This window comes from Pseudomonas asiatica (assembly GCF_009932335.1).
Lineage (GTDB): Bacteria > Pseudomonadota > Gammaproteobacteria > Pseudomonadales > Pseudomonadaceae > Aquipseudomonas > Aquipseudomonas asiatica.
In genome coordinates, this window is the sequence record NZ_BLJF01000001.1 from 1,948,910 (window position 1) to 1,963,536 (window position 14,627).

Here is a 14,627-nt window from a genome sequence, read left to right on the forward strand (position 1 = left end):
CTCTTTGACCTCGTATCTCACGATTGCATAATCAAAGAACGCTTCATTTCTGACTCATAAAAATAAGTAGGTCGCTATGAACAGTCTCTATTCCGCCGCTTCACGGCGCAGCGCTCTTTCGACCACTTCAGTTGTGACAGCCAAGATTTTTGAGCTGAACGCCACCTTCGTGCCGGGAGTATCGTCATGACCGCCGTGTTGAAAAGTGCCACTTCACCCGAGCCTATCGGCGCAAAAGCCGTCTCACCGACGGTCATTTCGTTCAGAGAGGTTTCGAAGTCATTCACCGTGAAGGGGGTTGCCAAGCAAGCCTCCCACAGCATCAATGTCGACATCCAACAGGGACAGGTGGTGACCATCATCGGTCCTTCGGGTTGCGGCAAGTCCACTCTTTTGAACATGGTCGCTGGGCTGTTCTCGCCTACAACAGGTGAAGTGCTCTACCGGGGCCAGGCTGTTCAAGGTATCAACGGCCGTACCGGTTACATGACCCAAAGCGACCATTTGCTGCCATGGCGTGATGTGACTGGCAATATCGCCATTCCGCTTGAAATCCAAGGTGTCCCGAAGGCCAAGCGACAGGAGCGGATTCGCGAGCTTTTGTCCCTTGTGGGTCTTGAGGGGCATGAAAAAGCGTATCCCAGCCAGCTTTCCGGGGGCATGCGCAAACGCGCTGCGCTGGCTCGATTGCTGGCTTACGATCCAGAAACCTTGCTGATGGACGAACCATTCGCTGCCCTCGATGCACAACTGCGCATGCGTATGCAGACCGAGCTGTTCAAGCTTAGCCGTCAGCTCAACAAGACCGTGCTGTTCGTCACGCACGACCTGGATGAGGCCGTGGCATTGGGCGATCGCTGCCTGATCTTCTCTGGACGTCCGGGCACTATCGTTCGCGACGTGAGTATCCCTCTAGGTGATGACCGCAACATTCTCCAGCTACGCAAGGACCCGCGTTACCACGAGTTGTGCGGCGATCTTTGGGAGTTCATCACTCCCTCTCATGACGCCTAAGGTCCTTCTTCCGGAGAATTACGAACATGAAAATCTTCCTCGGCCGTGTCGCCATTTTTGCTGTGCTCTTTCTGTCCTGGCAATTCGCTTCAGGCCCGCTGATCGACCCGTTTTTCGTGAGTTCGCCATTGGAAATCGGGAGCCGCTTCATTGACCTGGTTGCCAGTGGCCGTCTGTTCTCGCATGGTTGGATCACTGTGGTTGAAACCCTCGTAGGCTTCTTCTTCGGCGCTTGTGCAGGTATATCGGTGGGCCTGATCCTCGGTCGCAATGAGCTTCTGGCTAAATTGCTCGACCCGATTCTTGTCTCGATTTACAGCCTGCCGAAAGTCGCTTTGGCTCCACTCTTCATCATGTGGTTCGGTATCGGCATCGAGATGAAAATCATCCTTACCGCCACGATCGTCTTCTTCCTGGTGTTCCTCAACACCTACAGCGGTGTTCGCGCTGTGGAGCGCGAGCAGTTGGAAATTCTGCGGTTGATGGGTGTCAAAGAGCATCACCTGATTACCAAAGTTGTCCTGCCTTCGGCAATTCAGTGGGTATTTACCGGCCTCAAGATGTCGGTCCCATACGCGCTGATCGGCGCCATCGTTGGGGAGATCATGGCCGCCAACCGAGGTTTGGGTTACCTGCTGCAGGACGCTGCCGGGCAGTTGGATACCGCAGGCGTGTTCGCAGCGCTCATTGCAATCATCTCGCTTGCGCTGATCCTCCAAGCCGCAGTACGCAAACTTGAAGCGTCCTTGATGCCTTGGAAAAAAGACCAGGAAGAGCGTGAACTGTCCGTCTGATTAAAACCAACACAACAACAACAAGAGGCCCTTACCATGTCTATTAAATGTCTGTTATCCGCGCTGGGGTTGAGCGTTGCCATGAGCGCAGCCAGCTTTTATGCGCAGGCTGCCGAAACCGTTAAAGTTGCCTTGGGAACGGATGGGTTTGTTCACATGCCCTTGTTCGTGGCCTTGGACGGCGGCATGTTCAAAAAGCATGGGCTCGATGTCGAACTGGTGAAATTCAAAGGGGGCGGCGCGGCGGCTTCTGGGTTGGCCAGTCGCTCGGTCGAGTTCTGCTCGTGTGCCATCCAGAATGCGATCAACGCGAAAGTGAAAGGTGCAGACATTACCCTGCTTGGCCGTTTGGTCGGTCAGTACGCGAGCAACGTGGTCATTCATAAGGACGTTGCTGATCGCCTGGGCCTGACGGCAGACTCTACGGTTGAGGAGCGTTTGGCAGCGTTCAAGGGGTTACGCCTGGCAGTGAGCGGCGCTGGCGGCAGCGCAGATTTCCTGGTGCGCTTCCTGGGTAAAGAAGCGAAGTTGGACGCAGAGAAAGACTTCACGCTTCTGTACCTGAACAACGGTGCCGCGATGTTGGCCGCATTTGGTCAGAACAAGATCGACGGCTTTGCGCTTTCGTCGCCGGCTTCCGATAGCGCGGTAATCGACCATAAGGGCTACACATTGCTCGACATGTCCGAGGGCATGGTGCCGGAGCTTGACGGCTACCCATCGATTGCACTGAGTGCTCGCCGTCAGTGGGCGACCGAAAATCAGGAGACCGTCAAAGCCTTCCTGGCTGCGCTCAATGACGCCACCCAACTGATCAGCGAACACCCTGAGGAAGCCATGAAGTCTGTCCGCACCCGTTTCGAAGGTGTGAGCGACAAGGTGTATGCCGCAGCGTGGGAAAACAATCGCAAATCATTCCCGCAGACGCCTTACCTCACCGACGAGGAAGTGAATCGCGCCATCAAGTTCCTGGGTGAGATCCAGAACGAGAAAATTCCGGGTAAAGCCGAAGACTATCTGACCCAGGTGCGCTGAAGCGGCTTGCGATTTCCTGCCTGATCAGCGCGGTGGCTACGGACAGCCGCTGCGTGCGATCTCTTTTTTGGTAAGCAGTGATGATTAAAAAAAATATGCCGCTCTGCGCGGTAGGGGTTGGTTTTGCCGTGTATCTGCCGCTTGCGGGCGCAGAGGGGTTCTTCGAGGACAGCAAGGCTTCTTTGGAGCTGCGCAACTTCTACATGAGCCGCGATTTCCGTGAAGGGTCTGCCCAATCCAAGCGCCAAGAATGGGCGCAAGGCTTCATTCTGCGCTATGAGTCCGGGTATACGCCCGGTGTCATAGGTTTTGGTTTCGATGCCATCGGCATGCTTGGGGTCAAGCTGGATTCAGGTCGAGGTCGTTCTGGCACCGGTTTGCTGCCTGTGCAAGATGATGGTGGTGTCCCGGATAACTACTCCAAAGCCGGCGGGACCCTTAAGGTCAAGGTTTCCGACAGCGAGTTGCGGGTTGGCACGTTGCTTCCAAAGTGGCCGACCCTGGCTTCCAACAACGGGCGCTTGTTGCCTCAGACATTCGATGGCGCGCAGATACAGATCAAGGAATGGAAAGCGCTGGAGCTTACCGGGGCCAAGATCCAAAGCACTGTTTATCGCGATCAGTCCGGCTCCGCAGGGCTGGGACTCAACAACAAGAACCGTCGATTCAGTGGCCCTCTTGATGGGGGCGACTTCAACTTGATGGGGGTGACGTATCACGCGGGCCAAGCGACGGACCTGTTGGCTCAGTACGCGGTGCTGGAAGACGTCTACACCCAGCGATTCTTCGGACTGACCGACCGCAGAAAGGGTGCCTGGGGATCGTTCACAAGCGATGTGCGTTTGTTCGACAGTGATGACCAAGGTCAGGCCCGCGGCGGCCCTATCGACAACCGTGCACTCAGTGTGATGGGGACCTACAAACTTGGTGGTAACTCCTTTGGCCTCGGCTACCAGAAAATGTCCGGTGACTCCGCATTCCCCTACGTGGATGGCACAGACCCCTATCTGGTCAACTTTGTGCAGATTGGCGACTTCGCCGAGAAGGATGAGCGCTCCTGGCAGGCTCGCTACGACTTCGACCTGGCGACCGTGGGCATCCCCGGGTTGACCTTCATGACTCGCTATCTCAAAGGCAGTCAAGCCGATGTGCGCGGCGCCGACTCGAGTGCGGACGGCGAGCGTGAGTTGGACGTTGAGTTGCAGTACGTCTTGCAGAGCGGTTCCCTGAAGGGGTTGAGCATGCGCCTGCGCAGCGCCACTTACCGCGCTGACTTTGCTCGCGATGCCGATGATGTGCGGGTAATTGTCAGCTATCCGCTGTCGCTTCTGTAATTTATGTCCCTCATCAGGAGAGAAACGATGCACTCGCTCGTAGCGCTTCAACGCGAAGGTGATGTCGGCCTGATCATCATCAACAACCCGCCAGTCAATGCCCTGTCGCGTGAGGTTCGTGAGCAGTTGCTGGCGCGCCTTGAACAGGCGGTAGGTGACGTTGATATTCGGGCAATAGTCATCGTGTGTGAAGGCCGTACCTTCATCGCCGGTGCCGATATCAAAGAGTTCGATCTGCCGTTGCAGGCTCCGCACCTGCCAGACGTACTGACGGCAATCGAACAGTCGCCCAAGCCAGTCATCGCTGCGATGCATGGTTCTGTCTTGGGTGGGGGCCTGGAGCTTGCGCTCGCCTGCCATTACCGTATCGCAGCGCCCGGCACTCAATTCGGGCTGCCTGAAGTCGGGCTGGGCTTGATCCCTGGTGCTGGCGGAACGCAACGCTTGCCGCGATTGTGTGGGATGCTCCCGGCCGTCGATGTGGTAATGGGCGGGGAGCAGCCAGGTGTTGAGCAAGCGCTGGAGATGGGGTTGCTGGATCGCTTGAGTCGCTCATCCGTATTCGAGTCTGCTTTGGAGTTCGCCCAGGAGATTATTGGGCAGCCGATACCGCGCTGCTGCAATCGGACCGTATCTGCATTTGATCCAGCAGTTTTCCAGCGAAGGGCTCAGGCGATTCTTCATAAGCTTGTGGGGCAGGAGGCTCCACCTCTCGCGCTCCAAGCACTGCAGGCAGCTTGGCAGGTTCCCTTTTACGAGGGCATGGCGCTGGAGCGAGATATTTTTATTTCCCGGCGTGAAAGTGCTCAGGCACGCGCCTTACGGCATGTCTTCTTTGCCGAGCGTGATCTTGCCTCTCGCCGCCGCACATTAGCTAGACAAGCCCCAGTTCGTGCCGTTGATTCGGTCGCGGTGATCGGAGCGGGCACGATGGGGAGCGGTATCGCGTTGTGCTTGGCTAACGCGGGTATCGCGACAGTGCTGATCGATACTCAGCCTGCGGCGCTTGATCGCGGACGAGCGGCTGTCGAGCGCTACTATGTCAGCGCGCTTGAGAAAGGCCGCCTCTCCTCAGAAAAGGCGGCTGAGCATGCTGGGCATATTCGGTACGAAGGAAGTCTTGAGGCGATCGCAGGTGCAGATTTGATCATCGAGGCAGTGTTTGAAGACTTGGCCGTCAAGCAAGACGTCTTCCGAACGCTGGATCGTTTTGCCAAGCCCGGGGCGATCCTGGCAACCAATACCTCTTACCTCGATGTCGATGCGATTGCCAGTGTTACCGATCGCCCAGGAGACGTCATCGGTATGCATTTTTTCAGCCCCGCTCACGTCATGAAGCTGCTCGAGGTTGTGAAAACCGCTCACCTGCACCCCGATGTGCTGGCAACCGTGCTCCAACTGGGTGGGCGCTTGGGCAAGACCGCGGTTGCGGTAGGGCACTGCTATGGGTTTGTAGGGAATCGGTTGTTGGCCGTCCGCGAGCGCGAAGCGACATTCTTGCTTGAGGAAGGCGCGTCACCAGAGGATGTCGACCGAGTGCTACGTGGCTTCGGCTTCCCGATCGGCCCCTTTGAACTGCGTGATCTGGCTGGCGTTGATATCGCGTGGTTCAACAGGAAAGGCCGGGGGGAACACCTCGGTCAGGCTGAGCGTCGATGCAACCTGATTGAGCAGCTACACGAGGCCGGCCGTCTCGGCCAGAAGTCTGGGGCGGGGTACTACCGGTATGAAGAGGGCCAGCGCAAGGGTTCTCCTGATCCATTCGTTGCGAAGATGCTTGTTGAACACAGGCACGCAAGAGGCCTGGAGCCGCGGGTAATCTCGGACGATGAGATCTTGCAGCGGTGTTTATTCGTAATGATCAATGAAGCCGCTCACATGTTGGAGCAAGGCATTGTCGACAGCCCTAATGACATTGATCTCATCTGGATCCACGGATATGGCTTCCCACGTTACCGCGGTGGGCTTCTCTACTATGCAGATCAGATCGGGCTGACTCAGATCGGCGAAGCCCTAGAGCAGTGGGCTCTCAAGCATCCTGACCGGCAATTGAATGTCTGCGCTTTGCTTCAATCCAGAGCAAAGGAGCGTGTTTCACTTAGCCAAAGTTAATGCTGCGGATTTACTTTGGGTCGGCCGATGACCACGACTTCGGCTGACCCTTTTTTTCTGCGGCATCTGAGGGCGCGTTTCGCAAAACCTGGCGCGCCATCACCACGCTGACCAATACTACGGAAAACAGTCTCAGCGTTTGGCTGGCGAGCACGAAGCCGGTGTCTGCGTGCGTCTCGACAGCTAGGATCGCCATGGCGTCCAGGCCGCCTGGGCTTGTGGCTAAGTACATCGAAAGAAAATCAATACCCATCAGCTTTGCAAGGAACCAGGCAGAGCCGGCACACAGTAAAATCAGGGCAGAAGAGCTCAAAACCATTGCAGGCATTTGCCGCCAGACGTACGCGACGGTTCGTCGGTCAAATCTGAGTCCGATGTAGCATCCGATCAAACCGTAGCCCAGGCTGAAGATCCAACTGGGAAGATCAATCGTTATGGCGCCAGACAGCTGTAACGCGCCTCCAAGCAGTAGTGGCACCAGCAGTGCGCCTGCCGGCAGACGCGTACCTGCTGCAACACCGACCAAGATGACCCCGAGACTCAAAACTAGATCCAACAGGTTTCCGGTCTGGCCCATATTGGCGGCTCCTGAGGAAGGCGTTTGCGCACCTAGCACGTGGCTCACCAGTGCTCCTACAACTATCACGCAAACCACCCTGACGTACTGCATGGTCGCAACCACACGTGCATCAGCTCCATAATCTTCCGACATTGCCACCATCGCCGATGCTGCACCGGGTGCTGTTCCCCAAGCTGCAGTTGCTTTAGATAGGCCACTGAATCGGATAGCTCCCAGGCTTACCAGTGCGCTCATGGCCAGTGTCAGGGCTGTGATACCCAACATCTGATACCAGGATTGTGCGAGCGTCTGGATGACTGGCCAAGTCATCGAGTGAGCCACCAACACACCCACGCAACCTTGGCCGAAGCGAAACGCATGACGATGAACACGGATTGTCACGCCCAAAAGACCACAAGCAATGCCCGCGAGCATGGGCCCGAGGAACAGACCTGCAGGGATATGCAGGAAGTGAAAAAACTGCCCCGCAGCGCCGGCTGCGAGTACCACGCATAGCCACTGCAGCAGGGCGGGCTTCGAGAGTGAAGAGGGGGTTGGCACTGGAGAATCCTCGGATGCTGGGCCAGATGATTATCCGAGGGGCTAATGGGCGTGGTCCATTTGCTGTTTTTGATGAACCGATTACCGAGAGTTATGAATCATGGATCTTAGGGACCTCACTTACTTCGAGACCATTGCCCGAACGGGTCATCTCGGTAAAGCTGCAGAGTTGTTGCACAAAAGTCAGCCTGCGCTCAGCAAAAGCATTCAGCGTCTCGAAGAGGCTTTAGGCGCGCAGCTTTTCAGACGAGAAGGCAGGAGAATAAGGCTCACTGAGGTTGGCGAGCTCCTTCTCCAGCGCGGGCGGCAGTTACAACTGAGCATTGCGGAGACCGAGCGCGAAGTACGAGACTTTGCGAGCGGGCAAATCGGGACTATACGCCTGGGCTGTTCCGCGAGCATGGCCGAGCACCTCCTTCCGCAGTTGGCATCCTTCTTGTTGGAGCGCGCTCCCGAGCTGCGATTGAAGCTCTCGATCGGCCAAGATGACATTCTCAGGGAGTCCCTGAGCTCCGGCCGCCTGGATGCGATTATTTGCCCTTTGAATGCTGGTGATCCCCATCTGCTCACCTTCCCGATTCTTCAAGATGAAGCTGTCGTCGTGGCCAGCGCAGATCATCCCGTCTTCTCTTCTCTTATCAGCATCGCAGCGCTATGCCAATACCGCTGGGTTCTGCCTGGTGATGCAGTCGCCTCCAGACGCTGGATCGACGAGGCATTCAGGTCACATCAGTTGCCTGCTCCTACGGTGCAGATTGAAGCAAATGCCGTTTCATTGTTGCCGAGGCTGATAGCCAAGACGCAATTACTGAGCTTTCTGGCCCGGGAAACGTTAGTGTCTGGACGTTGGCAATCCACTCTAAGAGAGGTCCCTATTCAAGAGACGACGATGACTCGGACCGTCGCGGTTTCAGTGCGAGCGGAGGCCTATCTGGCACCGGCTGTGCGACTGATGGTCGAGTTGCTGAAGGCTGACGGAAAGCGATTTTTCACAGAGATCTGATTCCAGTCAGTGGAACTCGCTCATTGTCACTGCCGAAGTGCTCTCCGACACTGTGGGCGCGCGTCGATTGGCTGCGCTAACCACTCTTGTAAGGAGAGCTCTGATGAGTCGCGATGTCTTCATCTGTGATGCAGTACGCACCCCGATTGGCCGTCTGAATGGTGTCCTTTCTGCAGTGAGGGCGGATGACCTTGCTGCTATCCCACTCAAAGCGTTGATTGAGCGCAATCCAGGTATCGATTGGGCCGCCGTGGACGAAGTCTTCATGGGGTGCGCCAACCAGTCAGGTGAAGACAATCGCAACGTGGCACGCATGGCGCTTTTACTCGCTGGGCTCTCTCCTTCGGTACCTGGTGTGACGTTGAATCGGCTGTGCGCATCCGGTCTGGAAGCTATTGGTGCGGCTTTCAGGGCGATTGCTAATGGGGAAATGGAATTGGCCGTTGCCGCAGGTGTTGAGTCGATGACTCGTGCACCCTACGTCATGGGAAAAGCTGACGGCCCGTTTGGGCGTACGCAGAAACTTGAAGACACGACGCTCGGTTGGCGCTTCATCAATCCGGCAATGGAAAGCGCGTACGGTGTCGATAGTATGCCGATGACCGGTGACAAAGTTGCCCAGCAGTACGGCATTTCTCGTGAGGATCAGGACGCCATGGCTCTGCGTAGTCAAATACGAGCTGCTAGCGCGATCGAGCGCGGGTTTTATGCTGAAGAGATTGTTCCCGTCATCATTCCCGGCAAAAAGGGCGAAACCGTTGTGGTGTGTGATGAGCACCCCCGTCCTGAAACCACTGCAGAAGCGCTGGCCAAACTCAAACCGGTAAATGGTCCTTATTGCACGGTAACTGCTGGCAACGCTTCAGGCCTGAATGACGGCGCCAGCGCGATGATCCTCGCTAGTGCTGATGCGGTAGACAAGTTCGGTCTAAAACCTCGTGCCCGGGTCCTTGGAATGGCCAGCGCCGGTGTTTTGCCTGAAGTAATGGGAATTGGTCCAGTCCCTGCTGTGCGAAAACTTCTGCAACGGCTGAACATGACAATTGATGCTTTCGACGTCATTGAGCTCAATGAAGCGTTCGCAGCGCAAGGATTGGCAGTGATGCGCGAGCTCGGTTTGCCAGATGACAGTGAGCGAGTGAACCCCAACGGTGGAGCTATAGCGCTGGGTCATCCTTTGGGGATGAGCGGAAATCGACTGGTCTTGACAGCGGTGCACCAGCTCGAGAAGACGGGGGGACGCTTTGGTGTGGCCACGATGTGCGTGGGGGTGGGACAAGGCTTGGCGCTGGCCTTCGAACGTATCGACGCTGTCACCTAGAGAAAGATATTGCTGTGCTGGTGGACCATAAACCGCCAGCCTGACTGGGCCAGCAGCGTCTCTGTCCTTTGAATCAACCGACGACCACGACACCAGGCAATTGGGCGATGACTTCACGAATCAAGGTAATGATCAAGCCAATGGCAGGATCACGCGCATTGTCGATTCGCCATCCCAGTTCTATTGAGTAGCGCGGAAGGTTGATTGGGCATGGGTGGCATTGGACGTTGCTGACGCTGGCCAAGGCTTTGGCGGCATGGGTCGGCAAGGTGGCCACGCAGTCGCTGTGCTGCAGAAGCGCGGGAAGCGCGGCGAAATGAGTGGTTGAAGCCTCCACTGTGCGATTCAGCGACTGCGCAGCTAGCACCTCATCAACCACGCCCACATAGCCGCCCGATGAAACCAGAATGTGGCGCTTTTCAAGGTAAGACCCGGGTGTCAGCAGGGTGGCGTCAGCACGGGCCGCAGTAAGGCAGGTGTAGTCACCCGTTGCAAGCGCCAGCCGCCCCAGCGTCTTCGAGGCCACGGCGCCCGATGTCAAGGCAAGATCAAATTGCCGGTTCATCAAAGCATCGCTTGCCAGCAAGCTGTGGGTTTGCTTGAACACTAGGCGGATACCAGGCGCCTGTTCCCGGACTTTGTCGATCAACAGCCTGCCAATTGCCAGTTCGAAGTCATCCGACATGCCCAGTGCAATGGCGCGCCCGTGAATCGCCGCATCGTCATGGAGTGCCAACATCAGCCCCTGACGACACTTGTCCAGCGCGGCGGCCACGATAGGGCGCAATTCCTCGCTTTTTGCGGTGGGTTTAAGGCCTCGTCCTGTCCGTTCGAACAAGTGGTCACCGAACACTGCCCGTAGTCTGGATAGAGCAGCGCTCACCGCTGATTGGGTAATGCCCAGGCGAATGGCGGCGCGGCCCGCGCCTCCTTCCTCATACAAGGCTTCGAAAACCTTGAAGAGGTTCAGGTCCACAGAGGCGATGTCCAGCTTTTTCATGATTGGTGGAACCTTTCCAGGCACACAGGTAGCAGTCCCCCAATGCTGTCACGATATGATTGTAATTGATATCAGATCGAGTCGGTGCAGTATTGCTCAATAACGGATCGGGGCCGAACATTGCCTGCACTTACATCATGCGAGATCTCATCATGTCCCGTATCACCGTTGCAGCGCTACAGGTTGGCTCCCATCCACTCGGAAAGGCCCAGACGCTGAAATCCATCATCGAGTATGAGGCCAAGATAAAGTCGAGCGGGGCGAAACTGGTCGTATTGCCCGAGGCGATCCTAGGCGGGTACCCAAAAGGGCAGATATTCGGCACTTTCCTGGGATATCGCTTGCCGGAGGGGCGTGAGACATTCCAAGCCTATTTCGAGAATGCTATTGATGTCCCCGGCGCGGAGACAGACGAGCTCGCTGCATTGTCCGAACGCACGGGAGCTCACCTGGTCGTCGGGGTGATCGAGCGTTCTGGTAACACGCTGTTCTGTTCCGCGCTGTTCTTCTCACCAGAGGGTGGACTCATCGCCAAGCACCGCAAGTTGATGCCAACGGGTACTGAGCGTCTCATCTGGGGGCAGGGTGACGGCTCGACATTACCTGTTGTCGATTCACCAGCCGGCAAGCTCGGCACGGCGATCTGCTGGGAAAACCACATGCCGTTGTTACGCACTGCGATGTACGCCAAAGGCGTGCAGGTATGGTGCGCGCCGACAGTCGATGAGCGTGACGTCTGGCTGGCCAGCATGCGGCATATCGCTCATGAGGGGCGGATGTTTTTGGTTAGTGCATGTCAGGTGCAGAAATCGCCACTCGAACTGGGTATCGAGGTACCAGCCTGGGATCCTGACCGTCCCCTGATTCAGGGCAACAGTGTCATCGTCGGGCCGCTGGGTGATGTACTCGCCGGTCCACTGCGTGGTGAAGAGGGATTACTGACGGCAGAAATCGATCTTGATGAGTTGGTGCGTGCTCGCTACGACTTCGATGTGGTTGGCCACTATTCGCGGCCCGATGTGTTTTCACTGAGCGTCGATGAGCGCGCCAGGCCGGGTGTCGACTTTTTCAAGTGAGGAGTTTTCGGAACCTGCGGCAGGCTTTGATTAGCTTTGCGAAGCGCAAATGCGCCGTGATGTCGTCGCTCAGGCAGGGGCAGTGAAACGTGGATGTGCAGACCAAGGGCAGGCGCCTCGCGGCGCCCGTCCTGGTTTCGATCAATGCGCGTACTGAGCTTTGGCAAACGTCGCAATAGCGTCGGCCATTGCCTTCGGTTGCTCAGGCGCCATCGCATGTCCGGCGTTTTTGAGCACCACCACCTGAACGCGATCGCCCAGCATGCTTTGCAGAACGCCTGAGAACCTGCGTGGGGCTACTGTGTCGGATTCACCCTGCAGGTCGAGGATCGGGGCCTTGCCAGCGGCGAAGTAGTCATCGACCGGTGTGGTATTGCGTGCATGGGACTGTGCTTCATGCGTTTCGTCGTGCCATCCGCCAAGCCATACACGGGGGTCGTTGCCGGGGGCGAAGAATGCTTTGCGCAGGTAGACCAGACGTTGCTCTTCGGACAGAGACATGTCACCGGCCCCATCGATTGCCTGACGCATTTCGGCGTTGATGGGCTTCTCAGTCGATCCGGGTGGAACCTTGCCGGCAGAAGCCGCTGCGAGCACCACGCCGCGCACCAGGTCGGGCCTGTCGGCCGCCAGTTGTCGAGCCGGGAAGTTACCCCAGGCGTGCCCAACCACTACTACCGGCCCTTGTTTCTCGTGCTCGACAACTGCAGCGATATCGCGGGCAAAGTCATGGACTGAGAGCTTTTCCATCGGGCCTTTGCTTTGGCCTATGCCGCGGGGTTCAGGGCGCACCACCCTGAACCCATCTTGCTGCAGGTAATTTGCCACTTGGTCATAGTCACGACCCGAGCGTCCCAGCGAGGGAAGCATCACGATGATAGGACCCTTACCTTGGGAGTTGACCTCGATCTGGACGTTGTCGTACCGCACCATTTCCTGTTGCACTGCATTCGTTGCGGCAGAGCTGCTAGCCATGGCGATGGAGGCAGCCAGCGTCAGGGACGCACCCATGATGAAGTGAGAAATCTTTTTCATTGTTTTTTTCCTTGGGCAGTAAGTGATGGGGCAGGTTCAAGGCCGCTTTCCTCAAGCAATTTGTGAGCTTCGGCACTGTTGAGGTATTCAAGGAACTCACGTGCAACCTTGGTGTTAGAAGTGGTACTGGCCACGGCCGCATAAAACCGGCTGACTTTCTGTACCTCCTCGGGAAGCGGGCCTAGGTAATCCACGCCAGGGGTTACCTTCAGTTCGCTGATCTGCTGCATGCCGATGTCCGCGTCGCCGCGAGCAAGCGCAGTGCCCACCAGTTCCTTGCCTTGAATCTCGACTGTTTTGTGCTTGACCGAATCGGTGATGCCCAAGCGAGCAAACAGCTCTGTCCGGATGTAGACACCACTAGCGCCTTGGGAATATGCGATTTTGTCAGAGCTGAGTAGCGCGGCACGCAGAGCGGACACGGTGGACACATCCAGGTGAGGATGACCTTTTGGTACGCCTATGCCGATACGGGAGTCGGCGATTTCTCGGCGAGTGCTCATGTCGAAAGCACCTGTAGGTCCCAGTAGATCCAGGGTCTCGCTGGCCATGATGGCCAAGTCCATAGGCTCCTTGTGTTTGATTCGCTGGGGGATGGACTCAGGAGAGTCTCCCATCGAAGGTCCCCAACTAATGCTGAGTGTGTTGCCACTGGCTTTCTCGTACGCTGGCTGTAGTTGGGCCATGGCCCCCTTCAGCGCACCGCTCGCGATTATCTTGAGCTCGGATGCTTCAACGCCGGCAGAGAGGGTCAGAAGACCGGCGAGGCCAGTCGAGAGCAGTAGCGGAGCAGATCTTGTTTTTTTCATATAGCTACCTTAGGAAGGGCGCACTTCAGGCGCCGCGAGTGTTAACGAACAGCGAATACAATGAGGTTGTGGAGGCCATCAGCAGGCGATTGCGTCGCGGGCCGCCGAAGCAGAGGTTGGCGCATCGCTCAGGCAGATCAATGTGTCCAATAGGAGTACCGTCAGGTGCGAAGACGCGAACCCCATCCAGGCCAGGCTCGGGAGCGCCCCAGCCACACCACAGGTTTCCGTCCACGTCGACGCGTATGCCATCGGGCAGGCCATGGCCTGCATCGATGAGTTCCCTGCGCTCGCTGAGCTGGTTCTGGTCATCGACGCTGTATGCGACGATGCGGCGTGGGCGAGCTCTCGACTCGACCAAGTAGAGGATTTTCTCGTCGGGTGAGAATGCGAGTCCGTTAGGACCTTCGACATTTTCGGCAACGCAGTGAAGCTTTCCGTCCGGCGTTAGGCAGTAAACGTTAGCCGGCAGCGCTGCTTCGCCTTGACGGCCCATGTAGTCACTGACCAAGCCAAAGGGCGGATCGGTGAACCAGATACTGTCGTCCGACTTCACCACGATGTCGTTTGGAGAGTTGAGTGGCTTGCCTTCAAAGTGACTCGCCAGAACGGTGATGCTGCCGTCGTATTCCGTGCGTGTGACTTGTCGACCACCGTGTTCACACACCAGCAGGCGGCCTTGGCGATCACGCGTCATCCCATTGGCCTGATTGGCCGGTTGGCGAAACACGCCGAGGACACCGGTGGCTTCATCCCACCGCATGATGCGGTCGTTGGGCAGATCGGTGAGCAGCACATACCGGCCATCTGCGAACCAAGCCGGCCCCTCAGCCCACCGCATTCCCCCACCCAAGCGTTCCACTTTTGCGTGGGCGAGGCGGTAATGTGCAAAGCGTGGGTCAAGCTCCCGTACGGCCGGATCAGGCACACGGGTGCTTGGACGCCAATCTCTATCGTCCATTATTCGTTTCCGT

13 protein-coding genes are annotated in these 14,627 nt (G+C 57.1%); 8 read left to right on the plus strand and 5 right to left on the minus strand.

From position 1 onward, the window contains the following. Window positions 1-186 precede the first annotated feature (186 nt). The 5 genes from GYA95_RS09220 to GYA95_RS09240 all read left to right on the plus strand — a co-directional run bounded on the left by GYA95_RS09220 (window position 187) and on the right by GYA95_RS09240 (window position 6,289). Window positions 187-1,014, plus strand: a complete 828-nt coding sequence (locus GYA95_RS09220; RefSeq protein WP_015270300.1) for an ABC transporter ATP-binding protein — start codon at window positions 187-189, stop codon at window positions 1,012-1,014. 26 nt (window positions 1,015-1,040) lie between these two features. Then, window positions 1,041-1,808: an ABC transporter permease gene (locus GYA95_RS09225; RefSeq protein ID WP_161551376.1), complete on the plus strand. Its 768-nt coding sequence runs from the start codon at window positions 1,041-1,043 to the stop codon at window positions 1,806-1,808. Window positions 1,809-1,889: 81 nt separating this feature from the next. Beyond that, window positions 1,890-2,843 carry an ABC transporter substrate-binding protein gene (locus GYA95_RS09230; protein ID WP_015270301.1) on the plus strand — a complete coding sequence of 318 codons (954 nt, stop codon included), beginning with the start codon at window positions 1,890-1,892 and terminating at the stop codon, window positions 2,841-2,843. Window positions 2,844-2,923: 80 nt separating this feature from the next. Beyond that, on the plus strand, window positions 2,924-4,177 hold the full coding sequence (locus GYA95_RS09235) for an OprD family porin (RefSeq protein WP_015270302.1): 1,254 nt from the start codon (window positions 2,924-2,926) through the stop codon (window positions 4,175-4,177). A 27-nt stretch (window positions 4,178-4,204) separates the two neighbouring features. Further along, window positions 4,205-6,289, plus strand: a complete 2,085-nt coding sequence (locus tag GYA95_RS09240; RefSeq protein WP_015270303.1) for a 3-hydroxyacyl-CoA dehydrogenase NAD-binding domain-containing protein — start codon at window positions 4,205-4,207, stop codon at window positions 6,287-6,289. Between the two features lie 10 nt (window positions 6,290-6,299). Here the strand turns inward: GYA95_RS09240 and GYA95_RS09245 are convergent, their stop codons facing one another. Further along, the gene (locus GYA95_RS09245) at window positions 6,300-7,409 is read right to left on the minus strand and encodes an AbrB family transcriptional regulator (protein WP_085720142.1); all 1,110 of its coding nucleotides are present in this window, start codon (window positions 7,407-7,409) and stop codon (window positions 6,300-6,302) included. 100 nt (window positions 7,410-7,509) lie between these two features. Between GYA95_RS09245 and GYA95_RS09250 the strand changes: the two genes are divergently transcribed. Together GYA95_RS09250 and pcaF are read left to right on the plus strand one after the other, a co-directional pair. Continuing rightward, window positions 7,510-8,412, plus strand: coding sequence for a LysR family transcriptional regulator (locus GYA95_RS09250; RefSeq protein ID WP_015270305.1), 903 nt, complete (start codon window positions 7,510-7,512; stop codon window positions 8,410-8,412). A gap of 103 nt (window positions 8,413-8,515) precedes the next feature. Beyond that, window positions 8,516-9,733: a 3-oxoadipyl-CoA thiolase gene (gene pcaF, locus GYA95_RS09255; RefSeq protein WP_015270306.1), complete on the plus strand. Its 1,218-nt coding sequence runs from the start codon at window positions 8,516-8,518 to the stop codon at window positions 9,731-9,733. 73 nt (window positions 9,734-9,806) lie between these two features. On the opposite strand, the gene GYA95_RS09260 is transcribed toward pcaF, so the two are convergent. After that, the gene (locus GYA95_RS09260; protein WP_015270307.1) at window positions 9,807-10,733 is read right to left on the minus strand and encodes a LysR family transcriptional regulator; all 927 of its coding nucleotides are present in this window, start codon (window positions 10,731-10,733) and stop codon (window positions 9,807-9,809) included. Window positions 10,734-10,885: 152 nt separating this feature from the next. On the opposite strand from GYA95_RS09260, the gene GYA95_RS09265 reads away from it, so the two are divergent. Then, on the plus strand, window positions 10,886-11,809 hold the full coding sequence (locus GYA95_RS09265; RefSeq protein ID WP_015270308.1) for a carbon-nitrogen hydrolase family protein: 924 nt from the start codon (window positions 10,886-10,888) through the stop codon (window positions 11,807-11,809). 141 nt (window positions 11,810-11,950) lie between these two features. Here the strand turns inward: GYA95_RS09265 and GYA95_RS09270 are convergent, their stop codons facing one another. From GYA95_RS09270 to GYA95_RS09280, 3 genes are read right to left on the minus strand one after another with little or no spacing between them, the layout of a single operon-like run. Further along, window positions 11,951-12,844, minus strand: coding sequence for an alpha/beta fold hydrolase (locus GYA95_RS09270; protein WP_015270309.1), 894 nt, complete (start codon window positions 12,842-12,844; stop codon window positions 11,951-11,953). After that, window positions 12,841-13,653 carry a molybdate ABC transporter substrate-binding protein gene (locus tag GYA95_RS09275; RefSeq protein WP_015270310.1) on the minus strand — a complete coding sequence of 271 codons (813 nt, stop codon included), beginning with the start codon at window positions 13,651-13,653 and terminating at the stop codon, window positions 12,841-12,843. The genes GYA95_RS09270 and GYA95_RS09275 overlap by 4 nt, the downstream gene beginning before the upstream one ends. A gap of 25 nt (window positions 13,654-13,678) precedes the next feature. Then, the gene (locus tag GYA95_RS09280) at window positions 13,679-14,614 is read right to left on the minus strand and encodes an SMP-30/gluconolactonase/LRE family protein (protein ID WP_043935618.1); all 936 of its coding nucleotides are present in this window, start codon (window positions 14,612-14,614) and stop codon (window positions 13,679-13,681) included. Window positions 14,615-14,627 lie beyond the last annotated feature (13 nt).